Genomic DNA, 17,953 nt, shown 5'->3' with positions numbered 1-17,953 from the left:
TCATGGGAGTATGAATAAGAACGGCCCAGAGGCGAAGCTCCTTGTTGTTGATGACGAACCCAACATCCGCGAACTGCTGTCCACCTCCCTCCGGTTCGCAGGTTTCGAGGTCGTCTCCGCGGGCAACGGGCGCGATGCCCTGGCCGCCGCTGAACTCCACTCCCCTGACCTGGCCGTCCTGGACGTGATGCTTCCGGACATGGATGGCTTCACGGTCACGCGCCGGCTTCGTGCCTCCGGGAAGCACTTTCCCGTACTGTTCCTGACTGCCAAGGATGACACCGAGGACAAGGTCACTGGCCTCACTGTGGGCGGCGACGACTACGTCACCAAGCCCTTCAGCCTGGACGAGGTGGTGGCGCGGATCCGCGCCGTCCTCCGCCGTACCCAGCCGCTGCTCGACGACGACGCCGTCATTCGCGTTGATGACCTGGAGCTCGACGACGACGCCCACGAAGTCCGGCGTGGCGGCACCGTCATCGAGCTCTCCCCCACAGAGTTCAAGCTCCTCCGCTACCTCATGTTGAACCCCAACCGGGTGCTCTCAAAGTCCCAGATCCTGGACCATGTCTGGGAGTACGACTTCAACGGGGACGCCTCCATCGTGGAGTCCTATATCTCCTATCTCCGCCGCAAGGTAGACATTGACCCGGAGGCGCCCGCCCTGATCCAGACCAAGCGCGGGGTGGGCTACGTGCTCCGGACGGCAGAGAAGCGCTGACCTTGCTGGAGCGGTGGAAATCGGCCTCCCTGAGGTCCCAGCTCGTCGCCATCATCATGGCGTTGCTGATCGTTGCGCTGACGGTGACCGGCGCGGGCACCCTGACGCTGCTCCATAGCTACCTCCAAGGCCAGGTGGATGACAAACTCAATGCCGCCGTCGAACTGGCCCACAGACAGCGGTCCTTCACACAATTGCAGGCACCCAATCCGGTACCCACCGACTACTCCCTGATTCTCTACACCCCGGGCGAGGATCCCTACCCGTTCGGCGGTGATGCCGTGAACCGCCCGGACATCAGCAACATCACCGCGGATCAAGCGCAGGATCTGGGAACCCGCCCCTACCAGGTCCGCGGCACCGACGGCCAGAATTGGCGGGTGGTGGCCGTGCCCGTCCTGAACAACGGACGCAGCGCTGTGGTTGTCATCGGCCTGCCGCTGCAGAGCGTGGACGACGTCCTCAAGCACGCCACGCTGGTGGTCACAGGCGTGGGACTGCTGACGCTCCTGCTCGCCTCGCTGATTGCCAGCTGGACCGTGTCGCGGTCCTTCCGTCCACTGGCCCGGGTGGAGAAGACCGCTGCCGCCATCGCCGCCGGTGACCTGTCCCGGCGCGTGGAAGTCGAAAATCCCGGTACGGAGGTGGGCAGGCTGGCCAGTTCGCTGAACGCCATGTTGGCGCACATCGAAACGGCGTTTGCCGCCAGGACAGCCTCCGAGGGCCGGATGCGCCGCTTTGCAGCCGATGCCTCGCACGAACTCCGCACACCGCTGGTGACCATCCGGGGCTTCTCGGAGCTGTACCGCCATGGTGCCCTCGCTACGGATTCCGACGTCGCCACCGCGATGGGCCGCATCGAAAGTGAAGCCAAGCGGATGGGTTCCATGGTGGAAGACCTCCTGCTCCTGGCCCGCCTGGACGAACAACGGCCCCTCCAGCAGAAGCCGGTTGACCTCCAGCTGATCGCCCATGACGCCGTGGTGGACACCCAGGCCAGTGACCGTACGCGCACCATTTCACTGGTTGGGCTCGACGGCGGCAGTGCGGCGCCCGCCCCCGTCCTCGGGGACGAAGCAAAACTGCGCCAGGTGGTAGGCAACCTGGTCGGTAACGCCCTGCGCTACACGCCGGACGGCAGCCCGATCGAGCTGGCGGTGGGCGTCAGGATGTCCGACGGCGGCCAGCCGGCCTCCGTGATCGAGGTCAGGGACCACGGCCCCGGGATTTCCGACGACGACGCCTCCAGGGTCTTCGAGCGCTTCTACCGCGCGGATACGTCGCGGACCAGAGACACGGGCGGCAGCGGTCTGGGGTTGGCCATCGTCGCGGCAATCGTCGGCTCACATGGCGGCAGCGTCAGGGTCCAGGCCACGGACGGCGGCGGCGCCACCCTGGTGGTCAGCCTGCCCACACGGGACGAGGACGAAGGACAGGACCCACAAGGCGAACCCGGCCAGGGACGGATTCGCGAAGTCCAGGACACCGGTGGGCAGGATCATGGCGACGGCGGAAGCGCCAACGACGGCCGCGTTATCCACATATAGCAAACTCCCGTGGCCCTGGCTGCGTCCGGCTCCATAGGCTCATGGCAGTGGTCCGGAGGTGCCGGACCGGACAGCCTGACTGTCCACCACCTGAAAGGCAGCAGCCATGAGCATCATTTCCGTTGACACCGAACTCCTCCAGCTCAAGTCCGCCAACGTCAAAGCGACAGTGGACCGGATCAGCGCCGACGTCCAGGCCATGAAGCGCGGCCTGGACGAGCTACAGTCCACCTGGCGGGGCTCGGCCGCCACCAACTTCCAGGCGCTGATATCGGAGTGGACCCTGACCCAGGGCAAGGTGGAGGCCTCGCTTGCGTCAATCAACCTTGCACTGGCCTCGGCCGCGGCCACCTATGCCCAAGCCGAGCAGGGCAACACCCAGCGTTTTAGCTGAGAACGGCGGCCGGACGTGGAGGCAACGCGCGGTGCCCGTAGAGGCCCCGCCGCCGCGGCGATGCCTGCTTTCAGGCTTCGGGCGTTCCCTGATGAAAGCGGAGCCGCCAGCGGCCGTTGTCGAGGACCCACAAGGAGCTGCGGAGCGTTGTCCCTGAACGCGCGTAGCTGCGGTAGGTCAGCAGGACCGCGCCGGTTCCGATGCGGTCCGCGCCCAGTATTTCCAGCTCCGTCCGCTCACCGGGATCTTCCTCCAGCGCGAGCATCATCGCCTCGCGGGTCCACGCCCTCCCCGAGCTTCCAATCTCCATGAAGTCGGGATGCAGCAGGACACCCGTGCGGCCGATGTCGCCCCGAACGTCGGGGCCCAGCAGCTCCCGTTCGAGGGCCTCAACGATTTCCTCCGGCGACTTCCCGGGGGCGCCAGGGGTGGCCAGCGGATCTTCCTCCAGCTCGCTGAACAGATCTGGCTCGCTCAGCAGCTCCTGGTGATTGGACAAGGCAACATTATTGGAACCAACAGATCCGCCCATACCTGCCGCCGCACCGGCCGCGGCAGGAGCCTTGGCGCCCACGTGGCCCGGCGCGCCGGCGAATCCCGGACCGGAGCGGGCAGCAACGCCCTGCTGGTACGCGGTGGCCGCGGCCCTGGCCCGTTCGTCAGCGGCCTCATTCAGGTCGTGGCCCGCATGCCCCTTGACCCATTCAAACGTGTACTTCCGCCCGGCGAGTTCCCGGTCCAATTCCTTGAACAGTTCAACATTCAGGACTGGCTTTCCGTCCGCTTTCCGCCACCCCTTGCGCTTCCATCCAGGCATCCATTTGGTAATGGAGTTGATCACGTACTGGCTGTCGCACAAAACTCTCAAGTCTTCGTGGGGAACGTGGGCTGTGGCACGGAACAGGTCCAGCACGGCCATCAGCTCGCCCTGGTTATTGGTGCCGTGAGGCCACCCTCCGGCCCGCCAGCAGTCGTCGTTCACGTACCATGCCCAGCCAGCCGGACCTGGATTTCCTAGAGCCGAACCGTCGGCCGCTGCAGTAATCGTCACGGAACCATCCTGCCAGACGACGCCGACATGGAATTCGGCGACCGCCGGGAAACCGCTTACCGAAAACTCTTGACGCTGAAGTCGATGCGGGGCAGAATCGGAAACCTGAGTGAGAAAACGCTTTCTCATTTGACGCTCTCCCACCGGCATGGACGCGGCAAGGGAACACAGGCGGGGTGGACCCCACCCTTCGAGGAAGGCACATCAATGAAGATTCAGGCCATCAGCCGCAGGAGATTCCAGCTCGGCGCAGTCGCCGTCGCGGTGTCGCTGCTCGCCACCGGCTGCGGCGCGCCCGCAGGATCCAGCAGCAACGACCAGGTCACCCTGCGTTTCGCCTGGTGGGGCAACGAGTACCTCAACGCCCAGACCGAAAAGGTCATCGACGCGTTCGAGGCTGAGCATCCCAACATCCGGATCGAATCCGAGCCCGGCGAATGGGCCAGTTATTGGGACAAACTGGCCACTAAGACCGCCGCCAACGATGCACCGGATGTCATCCAGATGGACCAGAAGTACATCGCCGAGTATGGCGGCCGCGGAGCACTGCTTGACCTGTCCAAGCAAAGCGGGGTCGACACCTCCAAGCTGGACAAGGAATCACTGGCCTCCGGCCAATACGACGACGCACAGTATGGCCTGAGCACCGGCAAGAATGCGTACGTCATCATGGCCAACACCAAGGTCTTCGAAGCAGCCAACGTCCCTTTACCCGACGACACCACGTGGACATGGAGTGACTTCATGGACACTGCCGCGAAGCTCAGCGCGGCGGGTAACGGGAAGAGCTACGGTGCGGCCTATGGCAGCAACGAAGCAGACCTCATCATCTGGCTTCGGCAGCACGGCGAGAACCTCTACTCCCAGGACGGAAAGCTGGACTTCGACACAGCCACCGCTGCTTCCTTCTGGGAACGGCTCAAGGAACAGCGTGACTCCCAGGCAAGCCCGCCCGCCACCGTGGCCACCGAGGACTCCGGCGCAGGCTTGGAGGAGAGCCTGTTCGGCACCAACCGGGTCGGCATGGCGTGGTGGTGGACCAACCAGCTCGGCTCGCTGGAAACCACTACAGGCAGCAGCATCAAAATGCTCCGCGCCCCCAGCCTGGACGGTAAGTCCGCAGACAACGGCATGTACTACAAGCCCACGATGTTCTGGTCTGCGTCTTCTCGCTCCAAGCATCCTGAGGCGGCCGCAACCTTCATTAATTACCTGGCGAACAGCCCGGCTGCCGGTGCCATCCTCATGACTGACCGCGGCGTCCCCAGCAACTCTGAGATCGTCGAGAGCATCACGTCCACCCTCAAGCCCGCAGACACAACCGTTGTGGCCTTCCTGAAGGACATCGCGCCGGACATCGCCGACGCTCCACCCGTCCCGCCGGTGGGCGCGGGCAGCGTCCAGAACGTCATCAAGCGGTTCACCGACGAGGTCCTGTACGACCGCCTGACTCCGCAGGCAGCAGCCGAAGCCTTCAAGAAAGAAGTCGAAGGAATGCTGGCAACGGCACGGAAGTAGCGGAGCCCGGCGGCTGCAGAGCCTGCCAAGACGCACAAATGCGGCCCCCTCCAAACGGAGGGGGCCGCATTGTTTGCGCGGAACGTATTCCGGGCGCTTGGAGACTAGAAGCCGCCCATGCCGCCCATGTCGTCGCCGCCACCCATGGCCGGAGCGTTCTTCTCCGGCTTGTCGGCCACGACAGCCTCAGTGGTGAGGAACAGGCCGGCGATGGAGGCCGCGTTCTGCAGGGCAGAGCGCGTCACCTTGACGGGGTCATTGATGCCGGCAGCAAGCAGGTCGACGTATTCGCCGGTTGCGGCGTTCAGGCCATGGCCTGCGGGCAGGCCGCGGACCTTGTCCACAACAACGCCCGGCTCAAGGCCGGCGTTGAAGGCAATCTGCTTCAGCGGGGCGTCGATGGCAACGCGGACGATGTTGGCGCCCGTTGCTTCGTCACCGGTCAGGTTCAGGTTCGCGAACGCCTTGGCGCCAGCCTGGATCAGTGCAACGCCACCACCGGCGACGATGCCTTCTTCTACGGCAGCCTTTGCATTGCGGACAGCGTCCTCAATGCGGTGCTTGCGTTCCTTGAGCTCAACCTCGGTTGCGGCACCGGCCTTGATGACTGCAACGCCGCCGGCCAGCTTGGCCAGGCGTTCCTGCAGCTTCTCGCGGTCGTAGTCGGAATCGGAGTTTTCGATCTCGGCGCGGATCTGGGAAACGCGGCCAGCGATCTGGTCGGCGTCGCCGGCACCTTCAACGATGGTGGTTTCGTCCTTGGTGACGACAACCTTGCGGGCGCGTCCCAGGAGTTCCAGGCCAGCGGTCTCCAGCTTGAGGCCAACTTCCTCGGCAATGACCTGGCCGCCGGTCAGAACGGCGATGTCGGCCAGCTGAGCCTTGCGGCGGTCGCCGAAGCCCGGAGCCTTGACGGCGACGGACTTGAAGGTGCCACGGATCTTGTTGACGATCAGGGTGGCCAGGGCCTCGCCCTCGATGTCCTCGGCAATGATCAGCAACGGCTTGTTGGACTGCATGACCTTTTCCAGGACAGCAACCAGTTCCTTGACGTTGGAGATCTTGGAGTTGACGATCAGGATGTACGGGTCCTCGAGGACCGTTTCCTGGCGATCGGTGTCGGTGACGAAGTACGCGGAGATGTAACCCTTGTCGAAGCGCATGCCTTCGGTGAGTTCAAGCTCCAGGCCGAAGGTGTTGGACTCCTCGACGGTGATAACACCTTCCTTGCCGACCTTATCCAGGGCCTCGGCAATGAGGGCACCAATTTCGTCGTCACCGGCAGAGATGGAAGCCGTGGCGGCGATCTCTTCCTTGGTTTCGATTTCCTTGGCCGAAGCGAGCAGTTCCACCGTGACGGCTTCTACAGCCTTCTCGATGCCGCGCTTGAGGGACAGCGGATCGGCGCCGGCCGCGACGTTGCGCAGGCCTTCCTTAACCAGTGCCTGGGCGAGCACGGTGGCCGTGGTGGTGCCGTCGCCAGCGACGTCATCAGTCTTCTTGGCAACTTCCTTGACCAGCTCGGCGCCGATCTTCTCGTAAGGATCGTCCAGCTCGATCTCCTTGGCGATGGAAACACCATCGTTGGTGATCGTGGGGGCGCCCCACTTCTTTTCGAGGACGACGTTGCGTCCACGCGGGCCGAGGGTGACCTTAACGGCGTCGGCGAGGATGTTCAGGCCCCGCTCAAGGCCGCGGCGTGCCTCTTCATCAAATGCAATGATCTTGGCCATAACGGCAGTAGTCCTTTCGGGACAGACGTTAAGAATGAACCCACCGAAGTGCCCGCGACGGACGATCCTTCACCCTTGGCCTCTGTACGCCTCAGGTTCCCGATCTCACTCCAGTAAGTATTTCTTTCGCTCCTCGACCGGCACCTGGGCTTCGTAACCGGCCTGAGCCGGGCGTCGCTTTAGCAGTCGGTACGTAAGAGTGCTAAGTCAATAATTAGCACTCCATAGGTGAGAGTGCAAGCGAATAGTCCCGGTAACCAGTGCCTGCGGGGCCTCGTTTCGCTCCCGGCGATCAGCCTGCGGCCCGACCCGCGGATTCACGACCGCTGAGCTTTGCCCTGTTGTCAGCTCCGTAGGTGAACACCATGAAGTTCGCAGAGGTGATGTCGCCGTTGGCGTCGAAGCCGATCGGACCGGATTGGCCGTCGTAGTTCGCGGCACCTGCGGTCTTCAGCGCTGACACGCAGTCCTTGTAGGACTGGCAGGGTGCGGCCTTCGCCGGTTCCGCGCCGGGGGCCGTGCCTCCGGAGACAGCTATGAGGTGTGCGGCTATTGATCGGCCGGCGTCGTCGTCGGCTGCCGCGGCAGCCAGGACAGCCACCGTCACGGCGTCGTACGTCTCAGCGGCGAAAGAGGTGTCCTTCAACCCAGGATCGACCGCCAGCAGGCGGGCCTGGAAGTCCGCGGAGGGGAATACGCCGGGCACCACTGCCCGTGCGCCGTCGAGCGCTTTTGACCCCAACCCGGAACCATACTGGGCGAAAGCGCCGTCGCTGAGGATGACTTTACTGCCGGACAGTCCGGCGTTGTTCAGCTCAGCGATGGCCCCCTGGGCGCCATCCCGCGCAATGAGCACCACTGCATCCGGGGCCGCTTTCCGGGCAGCAGCTGCGGCCCGTTGCGCATCGCCGGGCTCGAACGCTGACGTGCTGGAGGTTTCCACGCCTGCGTCCTTGGCCGCACTGGCCACCGCTGCGGAAACATCCTTGCCGTAGCTGCTGTCCTGGTGAACGATCGCCAGGCTCTTCGCGCCCCCGTCTTTGGCGAGCTTCACAAGCACCGAAGCCTGGGCGACGTCGGCCGGTGCAGTCCGGAAGTAGTAGCCGCCGCTTTTGTACTTACTCAGCCCTGCCGCCGAATTGGCCGGTGAAATGAGCGGAATCTTCGCGGCGGAGAGAACGTCAATGGCAGCAGCCGCGTTGCTGGAATCAGTGGGTCCAATCACGACGTCGGCCTTGGCCTTGGCCAGCTCCTTGGCTTGCGCGCCGGAGTCGCCGGCGGCCCGGGGCAACAGTTCAATGGGTTTGCCCTTGTGCCCGCCGGTAGTGTTGATTTCCTGCACGGCCAGTTTTGCCGCGGCCAGCTGCGAGCCACTGAGGAAGTCCCGCGTTCCGGTGCTGTCCAGGATCACGCCAACGCGCAGCGTTCCATCGCCGGAGGCTTCAACGGAGTCAAGCCGGGCATTTCCAGCAGCAGCCCCACACCCGGCCAGCCCAAGAAGGAGGGCCGCCGCTGCTGGGACACGGACCAAGGAAGATCGGAAACTTACGGACTTCACTCTGCCGGCCGGACACTTTCTGCCTGCGGGCCCTTCTCGCCTTCGCCGACTTCAAGCTCCACCCGCTGCCCCTCATCGAGTGCGCGGTATCCCTCGCCTTGAATGGCGGACCAGTGGACAAAGACGTCGTCACCCGAGCCGTCCACCGTAATAAAGCCGTAGCCCTTTTCAGCGTTGAACCACTTCACGGTTCCCAGTGCCATGATGCCCACTCTTTCAGTAGCGTCCGTAAGGCCCACGCCACTGTGTGCCGCTCGTTACGGACCGAAGCCTGAAATCACTCTAGCCAATGGTCCCCGGACGAGCCGAGGCACAGGGCCGCGTCGGTGTTCAATAGTTATTCAGGTGTAACCCGTTTACTGGAAGCCCGGCCCCAGCACAACCACCAGCGGAACCTGGAAGTCGGCGCTGTCGACCATCGTTGGAATGTTCAGGAGTTCGGAGAGGGCCTCCGCGTTGGCCCTTTGTGCCGGACCAGCATAAAAAATTACCGACGTCTGCTGGGGTGCGCCGCCCCAGTTTCCTACCTGGCCTAGGGTCCAACCGTCCGCCTGGACGGTGGAGCTGACCCTGCCCGCCAGGCCGGCTGTTCCGGCGGCGTTGTAGACCGCCAGGCCCTGGGTCTTGTTCACGGCGGCCTGGGAGGCCGCGGCGGAGGGTGTGGGGCTCGGCTCAGGTTCGCCACTCGGTGAGGGCTCGGCGCTGGCAGTGGGCTCTGCGGTTGCGGAAGGTTCAGCGCTGGCAGAGGGAGAGGCTGCCTCCGAGGGGGCAGATGACTCCATGCTGGTGGACGCCTGGCTGCCGGCTTGGGTGAATCCCAGCTGAGGCAGGATCAGAAAGGAGACCAGGCCGACCGCAAGTGCCACAACGCCCACGGCGAGCATGGGCCATAGCCGCGGCCTGGACGGTGCCGAAGCTGAACGGTGGACACCCTGGCGGGAGGCAGCCTCCGGAACTTTGTCGAATTCATCCCGAGCGTATCTGGTCATAGTGGAGAGACATCCTTGTTGATTGTTGCTGATGGCTCAGCACGAGCGGAGTTACGCGTCCGAACCCAGGCGACGTGCGGTGCGTGCCCGTTGTCGCGACGTACGTAGTCTACGCAATCGCTTGACGAGCATGGGATCGTGCGCGAGCGCATCCTCGGAGTCGATCAGCGCGTTGAGCAGTTGGTAGTAGTGCGTAGCTGACAGGTCAAAGAGTTCCCTGATGGCCTGTTCCTTGGCACCGGCGTACTTCCACCACTGCCGCTCAAGGGCGAGCATCTGTTGCTCCCGCTCGCCGAGCGGCGAGTCCCGGAGCGAAAAGTCAGCCAGCAGGGAGCCACGCTCGCCAGGCTCTGCCAGGTGTTCCCGGGCTGGTTCCGCCACGGCATACTCCTTCGCTGGATAAGGTTAAAAGTCTCACCCCCATGTTACGGACGAATAACAGCGTTGTCATTTACGCCGCAACGGGCTGGCAGTGGACAAACGGGAGTACTGAGACAATGGGGGCGTGTTTGATTCGGAACCCCTGTTCGAGCTGGAGCCGGAAGCGGCGGAGCCCGTCGGTTATGCCGAGATGGCTGTATTGCCACTGGACGAACTGATGGCCGCCGACTGGGCCGCCGCCCTGGCCGGGGTGGAAGATGACCTGCGTGCCGTACTGAGGTTCCTCGCTGACGACGTCGCGGCCGGGCACCAGGTGCTGCCGTCGCCGTCGAATGTCCTCCGCGCGTTCCGGCAGCCGCTGGCAGACGTCAAGGTACTGATCCTGGGGCAGGACCCGTACCCAACCCCGGGGCACGCCGTCGGCCTGTCCTTCGCTGTGGCCCCGCAGACCCGACCCATTCCGCGCAGCCTGGCAAACATCTACAAGGAGCTCGAGGCCGATGTGGGAGTACCGGCGCGCGTGCACGGCGACCTCAGCGCTTGGGCAGACCAGGGCGTGCTGCTCCTGAACCGGGTCATGAGCGTGCGTGCCGGAGCCGCGGGTTCCCACCGCGGAAAGGGCTGGGAGAAAATCACGACGGCGGCAGTCACCGCGGTGGCCGGGCGACGGAAGGCTGACGGCAGCGCATTTCCGCTGGTGGCTGTGCTGTGGGGCAAGGACGCGGAGGCAGTCCGGCCCCTTTTGTCCGGCGCCGCGGTAGTGTCCAGCGCGCACCCGAGCCCATTGTCGGCGTCGCGCGGTTTCTTCGGTTCCCGGCCGTTCAGCCAAGCCAATGCGCTGCTGAACGAGCAAGGAAGCCCTGGCGTAACCTGGGAACTCCCACCACTCCCTTAGCTTAGGCTGGCCTTATGAGCACCGTTCCCGCTGCCACCAGCGCCACCAAAAAGTCGCGTCCCCAAATCAACCTCACCGTGGTCCGCCGCGAGCAGCTTTCGCCGCACATGGTCAGGATCGTTGCCGGCGGCGACGGCTTCGCCGACTACGTCAACAACGATTTTGTTGACCGCTACGTGAAGATCGTGTTCCCCCAGGCAGGCGTTGACTACGCCCAGCCGCTGGACCTGTGGACCATCCGCGAGACCATGCCCCGTGAGCAGTGGCCCTTCACCCGGACCTACACCGTCAGATGGGTGGACTCCGTGGCACAGGAGCTGGCCATCGACTTTGTGATCCACGGCGACGAAGGACTGGCCGGACCGTGGGCGGCCGCCGCCCGGCCCGGCGACCCGCTGACCTTTACCGGTCCCGGCGGCGCCTACAACCCGGCGCCCGACGCCGACTGGTACCTTTTCGCCGGCGATGAAGCCGCCCTGCCTGCCATCGCAGCCTCCTTGGAAGCCCTGCCAACGGAGGCACGGGGCGTGGCTTTCCTCGAGGTTGACTCCGACGCCGACATCCAGCCCATCGCAGCCCCCGCCGGTGTCAAGATCACGTGGCTCCGGCGCAACGGCGCACCGGCCGGCACAGGCGACCTGCTGGTGTCGGCAGTCGCGAACGCCGACTGGCCCGCCGTCGGCAAGGTCGACGTCTTTGCCCATGGCGAGCGCGGCTACATGAAGGGCCTGCGCGAGGTGTTCTTTGTCCAGCAGGGCCTGGACCGCAAGCAGGTTTCGCTGTCCGGTTACTGGGCCGCGGGCCGGGTCGAAGACGACTTCCAGGCCGAGAAGAAGCTGCCCATCGGGCAGATTTAGCCCCGTTATCGCCGGCGGGCGCGCCTGCGCTCGTTGCTGGCCAGGCTCCGCGTCAACGGCCTGGCCAGGGTGTCGCCCAGGACGATCCCGCCCGCTGCGCCGAGCACGATGGCGCCGGCGTTCAGCATGCCCCCTGCGCCCAGGAGGATCTCGGATTCCTCGATGGACAGGACATACATGGACCGGAAGATCGTCAGGCCCGGCAGCAGGATCAACGCCGCCGGCACGGCGACCACCAGCTGGGGCGCACCCATCTTCAATGCCACCACCCGGGCCAGCAGACCGATCACCACGGCGGACAACGCCGGCGAGAACCTGTCGCTGATCCCCAGCGAGCTGGCGCCGAGAAGCACCAGGTACCCGGCGACGCCCACGGCAGCGGTGGGCAGGAGCAGCTTCCACGCCGTCTGTTCGGTGACCCCGATGGCCATGACAGCCAGGGCCGTGAGGACCACCAGCACCCACAGGTCATAGGCGGGGCTGAATGTTTCCGTAACGTCGATTTCCTGCATCCCCGTCATGGAACCGACCACCAACGCGACGGCGATGCCTGCCACGAGGGCGCCGAAGATCAGGACTGTGGACAGGAACCTTCCGGCGGCAGTCACCGGGAAGCCGTTGATCGCGTCCTGCACGGAGGACACCAGGCGGCCCGTGGGCAGCAGGAGCAGGATACCGCCCACCACCACGATGGCCGGCGCGGTGGTGAGGTTGAACTGCCACAGCAGCAGTGCCATGAAAGTCACCACAAACGAACACGTCGCGGTGGTGAAGAAGTCAGGTACTCGCCAGCGGCCCAGCTGGCGCGACAGCAGGCTCACCCCGATGTTGACCACAAAGGCGATGGCTGAGGACACGGGACCGCCACCCAGTACGCCAACGAATGCTGCCGCGAAAACGCCGAAGGCCACGGTCACCATCCAACGCGGGAAGGGCTTGGGGCTGGTGATGGCCTCATCGAGCCGGCGGATTGCCTCGTCCCGGCCCACTCCCCCGGCCACGATGTCCGTAACGAGCTGATGGACCTTGGCCAGCCCGGCGTAGTTGTTGGTCCAGGACCGCACGACGCGCAACAGGGCGATGGGCGTCTGGTCCTTGGGCGCGTAGTTGATCCCGACCGACTGGTTGGTGATGTCCACTTCGATGTTCTTCAGCCCCAGCGCTGCCGTCACGGCGATGATGCTCGTCTCGACTTCCAATGCGCCGGCGCCATAACGGAACATGGTCTCGGCCAGGTGCAGGGCAAAGTCCAGGGTCTTGCGGGCGGAAGTGTCCACGCCTCCCACTTGGATCATGGGGTTGGCGTACGGGCTGCCTGCGAGCCTGTCCACGATACTCAGCGGCGCCGTCGGTGGGTTCTCCCCTTGGACCAGGCGCCGCAGCATCCGCTTTGCCGCGGCGTTCTGCCGGACCTGGGAGGGGGAAAGTGGCTCAGTCTTCGGCAGGCCGTCAGTGTGAGGCCTGTTCCGGGGATCCCCGGGTCGATCTGTCACGCTGGTCCTCTTCCGGGGGTGCTTATCGTGGTCTTTATGCGGTGTTCTCGGCGGGGGCTGGTTCTTCGCCGGAAGCCTGGCGTTTCAGCGGGAGCCTGCCCAGCAGCGTGCGGGCAGCCGCCACCGCCGCCCGGGCGATCCGGTTGGCTTGGAAAATCACGGGCCGCACCGGCATCACGAAATCACCCAGCAGCTGGACCACCTCGCCGCCGAACCCCTTCTTGAAGGCGTAGCCTCCGTGGCCTTCCTCGTCCTGTCCCTGGATGCCGAAGGTGCCGTAGAAGTTGTAGCGGCTGTAGCCCTTTTCCAGCGCATGGAGCATCATGCCCCAGTAGAGGGAGGTGGCTCCGTTGAAGTAGATATAGTCCTGTTTGGTGCCGCCGATGACGCACACCAACTCGTCGCCGAAGCAGACGAAGTGGATGGCCGCCACCGTTGCCACGCCAACGGAATCCGGGAACCGCTCAATGTCCTTGAGGCTGCGCTCATAGCTGTCGACGAGGTCCTGTACCACCTTGAGGCGGTTCGCCTTCTTCTTGCTGCCGGTCTCTTCGACCTCACGGCGGAGGTCGGCCGCCGCAGCGGTCTCGGATTCAAGGCGTTCGGTGATGGACTTGCGGTACGCGGGGATGTCGATCTTTGCCATCATGAGCTTGGTGAACTCGGACGAAGTGGTCCGCAGCAGCTGCTCGTAGTATTCGCGTTCGCGGTAGATGAAGCCCTTTTCGTCGCCGGCCGTGCTCAGGGCGTCGTAGAACTCGTCCAGGGTTTCCAGAGTCGCCTGTTCCAGGAAGACGCCGTTCTTTTCGGCCTTCCGGATGGCTTTGCGCGTGCGGTAGCTCGTGCCCATGATGAGCTCTTCGGCGTCCGTGACGCCGTCGAGGGTCTTGATGAACATCCAGTTCACGTTGGCGAAGTTCATGTCCGAGCCCTGGTGGGCAAATCCGAGCCGCGCAAGCTCTGCTACCAGCGGGCGGTTGTCCGTGATCTCTGGGTGTTCGGCCCCGTCCTCGTCGCGTGCGATGAAGGGAAGGTTCGGGGAGATCCGCAGCTCAGCGGCTTTGCGTTCCGCTGCCCTGGTTTTCAGGAGTTCGACGACGGCACGCACCAGGGCGGAGTCCGTGTAGTCCATCAGTGGCCCCTTGGCGCACTCGCACACTGTGTACCCGAAGCGGTTGGTGGTGTAGTTCAGTTTGCCGGCGGCCACCAGTTCGCCATCACGACGGACTCCGAACAGCTCCACTGCCTGCCCGCGGGCGCGCTGGAACCGGGCGAAGTCGGCGGACTGGATGAAGTTGTTCTGCGGGTGGCTGACTGAGAAGGCCTCGAAGTCGGCGTCGCTGAGGATAGCGAACTCGAGCTCGGTCGCGGCCTTGGTTGAATTCACGGGAAAGTTCCTCACCTGTGGATGTGCTGCCGAATGGTGGCAGCGCTGAGATGTTGTGGACGGTGGAGTGTGGCGGCGGCTCAGTAGAACTGGTTGCCGGTACGCATGGTTTCGAGGCGCCGGAAAACACGCTCGGCGCCCTTGACCCAGAGCCGGTGCCGGACGGGTGCGAGGACGAAGTCGTAGCAGCCCACAAAGTCCGTGACTGTTTTGCTGAAGCTGGTTTTGAACATGCCCATGCCGTAAAGGTTGTGGGACTTGTCCTTGATCCTGTCCGCGGGCGGGGTGCCGCAGAAGTCGTACTCGGCGCAGCCGAGCTCCTTCATCCTGCGGATCGCGGCCCACTGGACCAGGTGCGAATCACCGTACTGCTTCCGGTTCTGGGTGGACCCGCCGTCTTTGTACGTCGCTTTGGCCCCATAGTTGATCACAAAGGCGCCCACGCTCGGTTTCCCGTCCTCGTAGGCGAAGAAGAAGCTGCCTTGGCCACGGTCACAGAACTCGTCCCAGAACCGGGCGTAGTACTCATAACTGCGAAGGGGCATGGATCCTTTGGCTTTGACGGTGTCGGCCATCAGGTCATAGAGGGCGCGGTAGGTCTCCGGGCCCTGCTCCCGCTGGACCACTTCACAGCCCTCGCGCTCTGCCCGGCGGATGGCGTTGCGGGCACGTGAGGAAATGGACCGGAACACCTCGTTTTCCGGCGCGGAGATGTCCAGCAGGGCTGTGGAGTCGTTCGACTGGATGTTGGGGGCCTTCACCAGGCCGGCGGAAGCCAGCTCAGCCCGGGCTTCCGGTGAGGCGACGATGTCCGGCTCCACTTTGATGGCGAAAACGTTCAGCTTCCGTGCTTTGACAAATTCGGCACAGGCGGCCAAGGCCGGTTTGAGGTCCTCCGCGGCCCGGACGTCGGGCCCTTTGATGAGGTACCAGAGACGGCCCAGCACCGGAAATTTCTTCTCCAGGACCAGGTTGTAGCTGGCGGTTCCGCTGTTCTCCAGGACCAGGAAGCGGACAGCCCAACCGTTGCCGTTCTTCACCGAAGCGTAGGCCGCAGACTGCAGCATATTGCCGCCGTTCGGGTTCGCAGTGACGTGCTTGTCCCAGTTCTCAATTTCCTCGCCTGTGGCAAAGCGGGCGGTGAATTCTCGCAAGGGGGCGTGTCCTGTCTGTTGGTCTTGTGCGCGGTTCTGTACGTGTGGCTGTGGGCAGACATGTAGCCACAAGTCTAAAGCCTGAACCGGTACGGGCTTTTCCGCGGGCCCGTGGCCGCCTTGACTCGGGGTCCACGCTTCGTAAGGGTTGACGCATGGAGCCGCACCCTGAAGAGTCCACGCCCCGCTCCGGCAACCCCGCAGGAAACTACGGACCGGGCACGCAGATTGTGGCACTCGCCATCTTCCTGGGAGCCTCAGCACTGGTCGCATGGCTGGGGGCCTTTGCCACCGTAAACAACGTCAACGGCTGGTACGTCACCGCCGACAAAGCTCCGTGGACGCCGGCCAATGGGGTTTTCGGTCCGGTCTGGACGTTGCTGTACACGGCCATGGCCGTGGCCGCCTGGCTGGTGTGGCGCCGCCGTGTGCCGGAGTCGAGGCCAGCGCTGGTCACCTACGGTATCCAGTTGATCCTCAACCTGCTGTGGACCCCGGTTTTCTTTGGCCTCTACCCTGTGCTGGGCACCACTGCACTGTGGCTGGCGTTCGCGATCATCCTTGCCTTGATCGTGGCTGTGGCTTTCACGGTGCTCCGGTTCGGACCGATCAGCCCGGCAGCAGGACTACTCCTGCTGCCCTACGTCACCTGGATCGTGTTTGCGTCATCCCTGAATCTCTGGGCGGCGCTGCATAACTAGCATTCAACAACGTTGACGGCGAGGCCGCCCATGGCGGTTTCTTTGTATTTGGAGCTCATGTCCTTGCCGGTTTCGCGCATGGTCACGATGACTTCGTCGAGGGACACGCGGTGCGAGCCGTCACCCCAGAGCGCCATCTTCGCCGCGTTGATGGCCTTGGCAGCAGCGATCGCGTTGCGTTCGATGCACGGCACCTGTACGAGCCCGCCGATGGGGTCGCAGGTCAGGCCCAGGTTGTGTTCCATCGCGATTTCCGCGGCGTTCTCCACCTGCTGCGGTGTCCCGCCCATCACCTCGGCCAGGCCTGCGGCGGCCATGGACGACGCCGACCCCACCTCGCCCTGGCAGCCCACCTCGGCGCCGGAAATGGACGCCTGTTCCTTGTACAGCACCCCGATGGCGCCGGCCGTGAGCAGGAACTTCACCACGACGTCGTCGCGGTCTTCCTGCGTGGCATTCTCCATCCCTGGGGCGAAGTGCAGCGCGTAGTACAGGACAGCCGGGATGATGCCGGCGGCACCATTGGTCGGGGCGGTGACCACCCGCCCGCCGGAGGCATTCTCCTCGTTGACGGCAAGGGCGATCAGGTTTACCCATTCCTGCCAGTACTTGGGGTCCCGGTAGTCGGGATCGTGGTCCCGGCTTTCCTTCAAGAGACGCTCGTGCCAGTCGGGGGCCCGACGGCGGACCTTCAGTCCGCCGGGCAGCAGCCCTTCGCGCTTGAGGCTGGTTTCCACGCAACCTTCCATCACCGAATAGATGTGCAGGAGCCCTGCGCGGATCTCCTGCTCGGACCGGGAGGCGCGTTCGTTGACGAACATGACCTCACCGATGGACAGGCCCTTGGACTGGCAGCGGCCCAGCAGTTCGGCCGCTGTCCGGAACGGAAGCGGAAGTTCCTTCTTGGACTCGTCCAGTTCCTTCAGCGCGGCGTCCTCCTCGCCCTCGCGGACGATAAAACCGCCGCCCACTGAGAAAAAAGTGGCGCTGTGGAGGATTTCGCCGTCAGAGTCAGAAACGGTGAAGGTCATGCCGTTGGTGTGCCGCGGCAGGATGGTCAGCGGGCGCAGGACCATGTCCTTCACGCCGTAGGGCAGGGGAACACCGTTCCCACCGCCAGCACCGGCCAACTGAAGCGTTCCCGTCTCAGCGATCGCAGCCAGCCGCTCCTCCACCTCGTCAGGCAGGATCTTCTCGGGATGGAAGCCTTCCAAGCCGAGAAGGATCGCCGTCATCGTCCCGTGCCCGTGGCCCGTCGCGGCGAGGGAGCCGTACAGGTCAACCCGCAGGCTCGCGACGTCCCCCAGCTTCCCTGAGGCCTGAAGCTCCTCTGCGAACACAGCAGCAGCCCGCATGGGACCCACAGTGTGTGAACTGGAAGGTCCAATCCCGATCGAAAAAAGATCAAAGACACCAACAGCCATGGTCAGTTCCTAACTAGGTAAGTGGTGGGGTGGGGAGGGAACCGGACATCCTCTGCATGCTCGGTCGCGAAGACGCCCGCTGCGCGGACGTGACGCTCCCTTAGACGCATGCTGCCGGATGCCCGGCCCCCTCCGAGGGTCCGACGGGCC

The 17,953-nt window shown here is 64.4% G+C and carries 17 protein-coding genes; 7 read left to right on the top strand and 10 right to left on the bottom strand.

Annotated features, from left to right (window positions below):
* Positions 1 to 10 precede the first annotated feature (10 nt).
* The 3 genes from ACLKOZ_RS00290 (at position 11) to ACLKOZ_RS00280 (ending at position 2,662) form a co-directional block, all read left to right on the top strand.
* Positions 11 to 721, top strand: coding sequence for a response regulator transcription factor (locus ACLKOZ_RS00290; RefSeq protein WP_436472173.1), 711 nt, complete (start codon positions 11 to 13; stop codon positions 719 to 721).
* A 2-nt stretch (positions 722 to 723) separates the two neighbouring features.
* Positions 724 to 2,268 carry an ATP-binding protein gene (locus tag ACLKOZ_RS00285; protein WP_436472172.1) on the top strand — a complete coding sequence of 515 codons (1,545 nt, stop codon included), beginning with the start codon at positions 724 to 726 and terminating at the stop codon, positions 2,266 to 2,268.
* A gap of 106 nt (positions 2,269 to 2,374) precedes the next feature.
* The gene (locus ACLKOZ_RS00280; RefSeq protein WP_337346331.1) at positions 2,375 to 2,662 is read left to right on the top strand and encodes a WXG100 family type VII secretion target; all 288 of its coding nucleotides are present in this window, start codon (positions 2,375 to 2,377) and stop codon (positions 2,660 to 2,662) included.
* Between the two features lie 70 nt (positions 2,663 to 2,732).
* Here ACLKOZ_RS00280 and ACLKOZ_RS00275 read toward each other — a convergent pair whose 3' ends face one another.
* Positions 2,733 to 3,713, bottom strand: a complete 981-nt coding sequence (locus tag ACLKOZ_RS00275) for an RNase H family protein (protein WP_436472171.1) — start codon at positions 3,711 to 3,713, stop codon at positions 2,733 to 2,735.
* 207 nt (positions 3,714 to 3,920) lie between these two features.
* Here ACLKOZ_RS00275 and ACLKOZ_RS00270 point away from each other — a divergent pair, with 207 nt between their 5' ends.
* A complete protein-coding gene (locus ACLKOZ_RS00270; RefSeq protein ID WP_436472170.1) occupies positions 3,921 to 5,231 on the top strand; it encodes an ABC transporter substrate-binding protein in 1,311 nt (436 codons plus the stop codon).
* A gap of 104 nt (positions 5,232 to 5,335) precedes the next feature.
* On the opposite strand, the gene groL is transcribed toward ACLKOZ_RS00270, so the two are convergent.
* The 5 genes from groL to ACLKOZ_RS00245 form a co-directional block, all read right to left on the bottom strand.
* The gene (gene groL / locus ACLKOZ_RS00265) at positions 5,336 to 6,964 is read right to left on the bottom strand and encodes a chaperonin GroEL (RefSeq protein ID WP_337346328.1); all 1,629 of its coding nucleotides are present in this window, start codon (positions 6,962 to 6,964) and stop codon (positions 5,336 to 5,338) included.
* Positions 6,965 to 7,256: 292 nt separating this feature from the next.
* Positions 7,257 to 8,522, bottom strand: coding sequence for an ABC transporter substrate-binding protein (locus tag ACLKOZ_RS00260; RefSeq protein WP_436472169.1), 1,266 nt, complete (start codon positions 8,520 to 8,522; stop codon positions 7,257 to 7,259).
* On the bottom strand, positions 8,519 to 8,725 hold the full coding sequence (locus tag ACLKOZ_RS00255; RefSeq protein ID WP_337346327.1) for a cold-shock protein: 207 nt from the start codon (positions 8,723 to 8,725) through the stop codon (positions 8,519 to 8,521). The genes ACLKOZ_RS00260 and ACLKOZ_RS00255 overlap by 4 nt, the downstream gene beginning before the upstream one ends.
* A 153-nt stretch (positions 8,726 to 8,878) precedes the next feature.
* Complete coding sequence (locus tag ACLKOZ_RS00250) at positions 8,879 to 9,511, bottom strand: LytR C-terminal domain-containing protein (protein ID WP_436472168.1); 633 nt, start codon at positions 9,509 to 9,511, stop codon at positions 8,879 to 8,881.
* A gap of 51 nt (positions 9,512 to 9,562) precedes the next feature.
* Positions 9,563 to 9,892, bottom strand: coding sequence for a DUF3263 domain-containing protein (locus tag ACLKOZ_RS00245; RefSeq protein ID WP_337346325.1), 330 nt, complete (start codon positions 9,890 to 9,892; stop codon positions 9,563 to 9,565).
* Between the two features lie 124 nt (positions 9,893 to 10,016).
* Between ACLKOZ_RS00245 and ACLKOZ_RS00240 the strand changes: the two genes are divergently transcribed.
* A complete protein-coding gene (locus ACLKOZ_RS00240) occupies positions 10,017 to 10,787 on the top strand; it encodes a uracil-DNA glycosylase (RefSeq protein WP_337346324.1) in 771 nt (256 codons plus the stop codon).
* 14 nt (positions 10,788 to 10,801) lie between these two features.
* Entirely contained in the window at positions 10,802 to 11,644 is an 843-nt protein-coding gene (locus ACLKOZ_RS00235; RefSeq protein ID WP_436472167.1) for a siderophore-interacting protein, read from the top strand.
* A 5-nt stretch (positions 11,645 to 11,649) separates the two neighbouring features.
* Here the strand turns inward: ACLKOZ_RS00235 and ACLKOZ_RS00230 are convergent, their stop codons facing one another.
* The 3 genes from ACLKOZ_RS00230 to ACLKOZ_RS00220 all read right to left on the bottom strand — a co-directional run bounded on the left by ACLKOZ_RS00230 (position 11,650) and on the right by ACLKOZ_RS00220 (position 15,678).
* Entirely contained in the window at positions 11,650 to 13,137 is a 1,488-nt protein-coding gene (locus tag ACLKOZ_RS00230) for a threonine/serine ThrE exporter family protein (protein ID WP_337346322.1), read from the bottom strand.
* Between the two features lie 34 nt (positions 13,138 to 13,171).
* Positions 13,172 to 14,524: a peptidoglycan bridge formation glycyltransferase FemA/FemB family protein gene (locus ACLKOZ_RS00225; RefSeq protein ID WP_436472166.1), complete on the bottom strand. Its 1,353-nt coding sequence runs from the start codon at positions 14,522 to 14,524 to the stop codon at positions 13,172 to 13,174.
* Between the two features lie 80 nt (positions 14,525 to 14,604).
* Positions 14,605 to 15,678, bottom strand: a complete 1,074-nt coding sequence (locus ACLKOZ_RS00220; RefSeq protein WP_436472165.1) for a lipid II:glycine glycyltransferase FemX — start codon at positions 15,676 to 15,678, stop codon at positions 14,605 to 14,607.
* A 155-nt stretch (positions 15,679 to 15,833) separates the two neighbouring features.
* Between ACLKOZ_RS00220 and ACLKOZ_RS00215 the strand changes: the two genes are divergently transcribed.
* The gene (locus ACLKOZ_RS00215; protein ID WP_436472164.1) at positions 15,834 to 16,379 is read left to right on the top strand and encodes a TspO/MBR family protein; all 546 of its coding nucleotides are present in this window, start codon (positions 15,834 to 15,836) and stop codon (positions 16,377 to 16,379) included.
* Here ACLKOZ_RS00215 and ACLKOZ_RS00210 read toward each other — a convergent pair.
* Entirely contained in the window at positions 16,376 to 17,803 is a 1,428-nt protein-coding gene (locus tag ACLKOZ_RS00210) for an L-serine ammonia-lyase (RefSeq protein ID WP_376045267.1), read from the bottom strand. The two genes, ACLKOZ_RS00215 and ACLKOZ_RS00210, sit on opposite strands and share 4 nt — an antisense overlap.
* Positions 17,804 to 17,953: the final 150 nt, after the last annotated feature.

The sequence above is a fragment of the Arthrobacter sp. R4 genome (assembly GCF_051365025.1).
GTDB lineage: Bacteria > Actinomycetota > Actinomycetes > Actinomycetales > Micrococcaceae > Arthrobacter.
The sequence above is the reverse complement of the archived record's forward strand: the minus strand, read 5'-3'. Positions and strand labels throughout refer to the sequence as shown.

Coding starts and splice junctions, on each gene's coding strand:
- ACLKOZ_RS00290 (WP_436472173.1), top strand. CDS start 11: ATGAATAAGAACGGCCCAGAGGCGAAGCTCCTTGTTGTTGATGACGAA.
- ACLKOZ_RS00280 (WP_337346331.1), top strand. CDS start 2,375: ATGAGCATCATTTCCGTTGACACCGAACTCCTCCAGCTCAAGTCCGCC.
- ACLKOZ_RS00270 (WP_436472170.1), top strand. CDS start 3,921: ATGAAGATTCAGGCCATCAGCCGCAGGAGATTCCAGCTCGGCGCAGTC.
- groL (WP_337346328.1), bottom strand. CDS start 6,964: ATGGCCAAGATCATTGCATTTGATGAAGAGGCACGCCGCGGCCTTGAG.
- ACLKOZ_RS00255 (WP_337346327.1), bottom strand. CDS start 8,725: ATGGCACTGGGAACCGTGAAGTGGTTCAACGCTGAAAAGGGCTACGGC.
- ACLKOZ_RS00250 (WP_436472168.1), bottom strand. CDS start 9,511: ATGACCAGATACGCTCGGGATGAATTCGACAAAGTTCCGGAGGCTGCC.
- ACLKOZ_RS00235 (WP_436472167.1), top strand. CDS start 10,802: ATGAGCACCGTTCCCGCTGCCACCAGCGCCACCAAAAAGTCGCGTCCC.
- ACLKOZ_RS00215 (WP_436472164.1), top strand. CDS start 15,834: ATGGAGCCGCACCCTGAAGAGTCCACGCCCCGCTCCGGCAACCCCGCA.
- ACLKOZ_RS00210 (WP_376045267.1), bottom strand. CDS start 17,803: ATGGCTGTTGGTGTCTTTGATCTTTTTTCGATCGGGATTGGACCTTCC.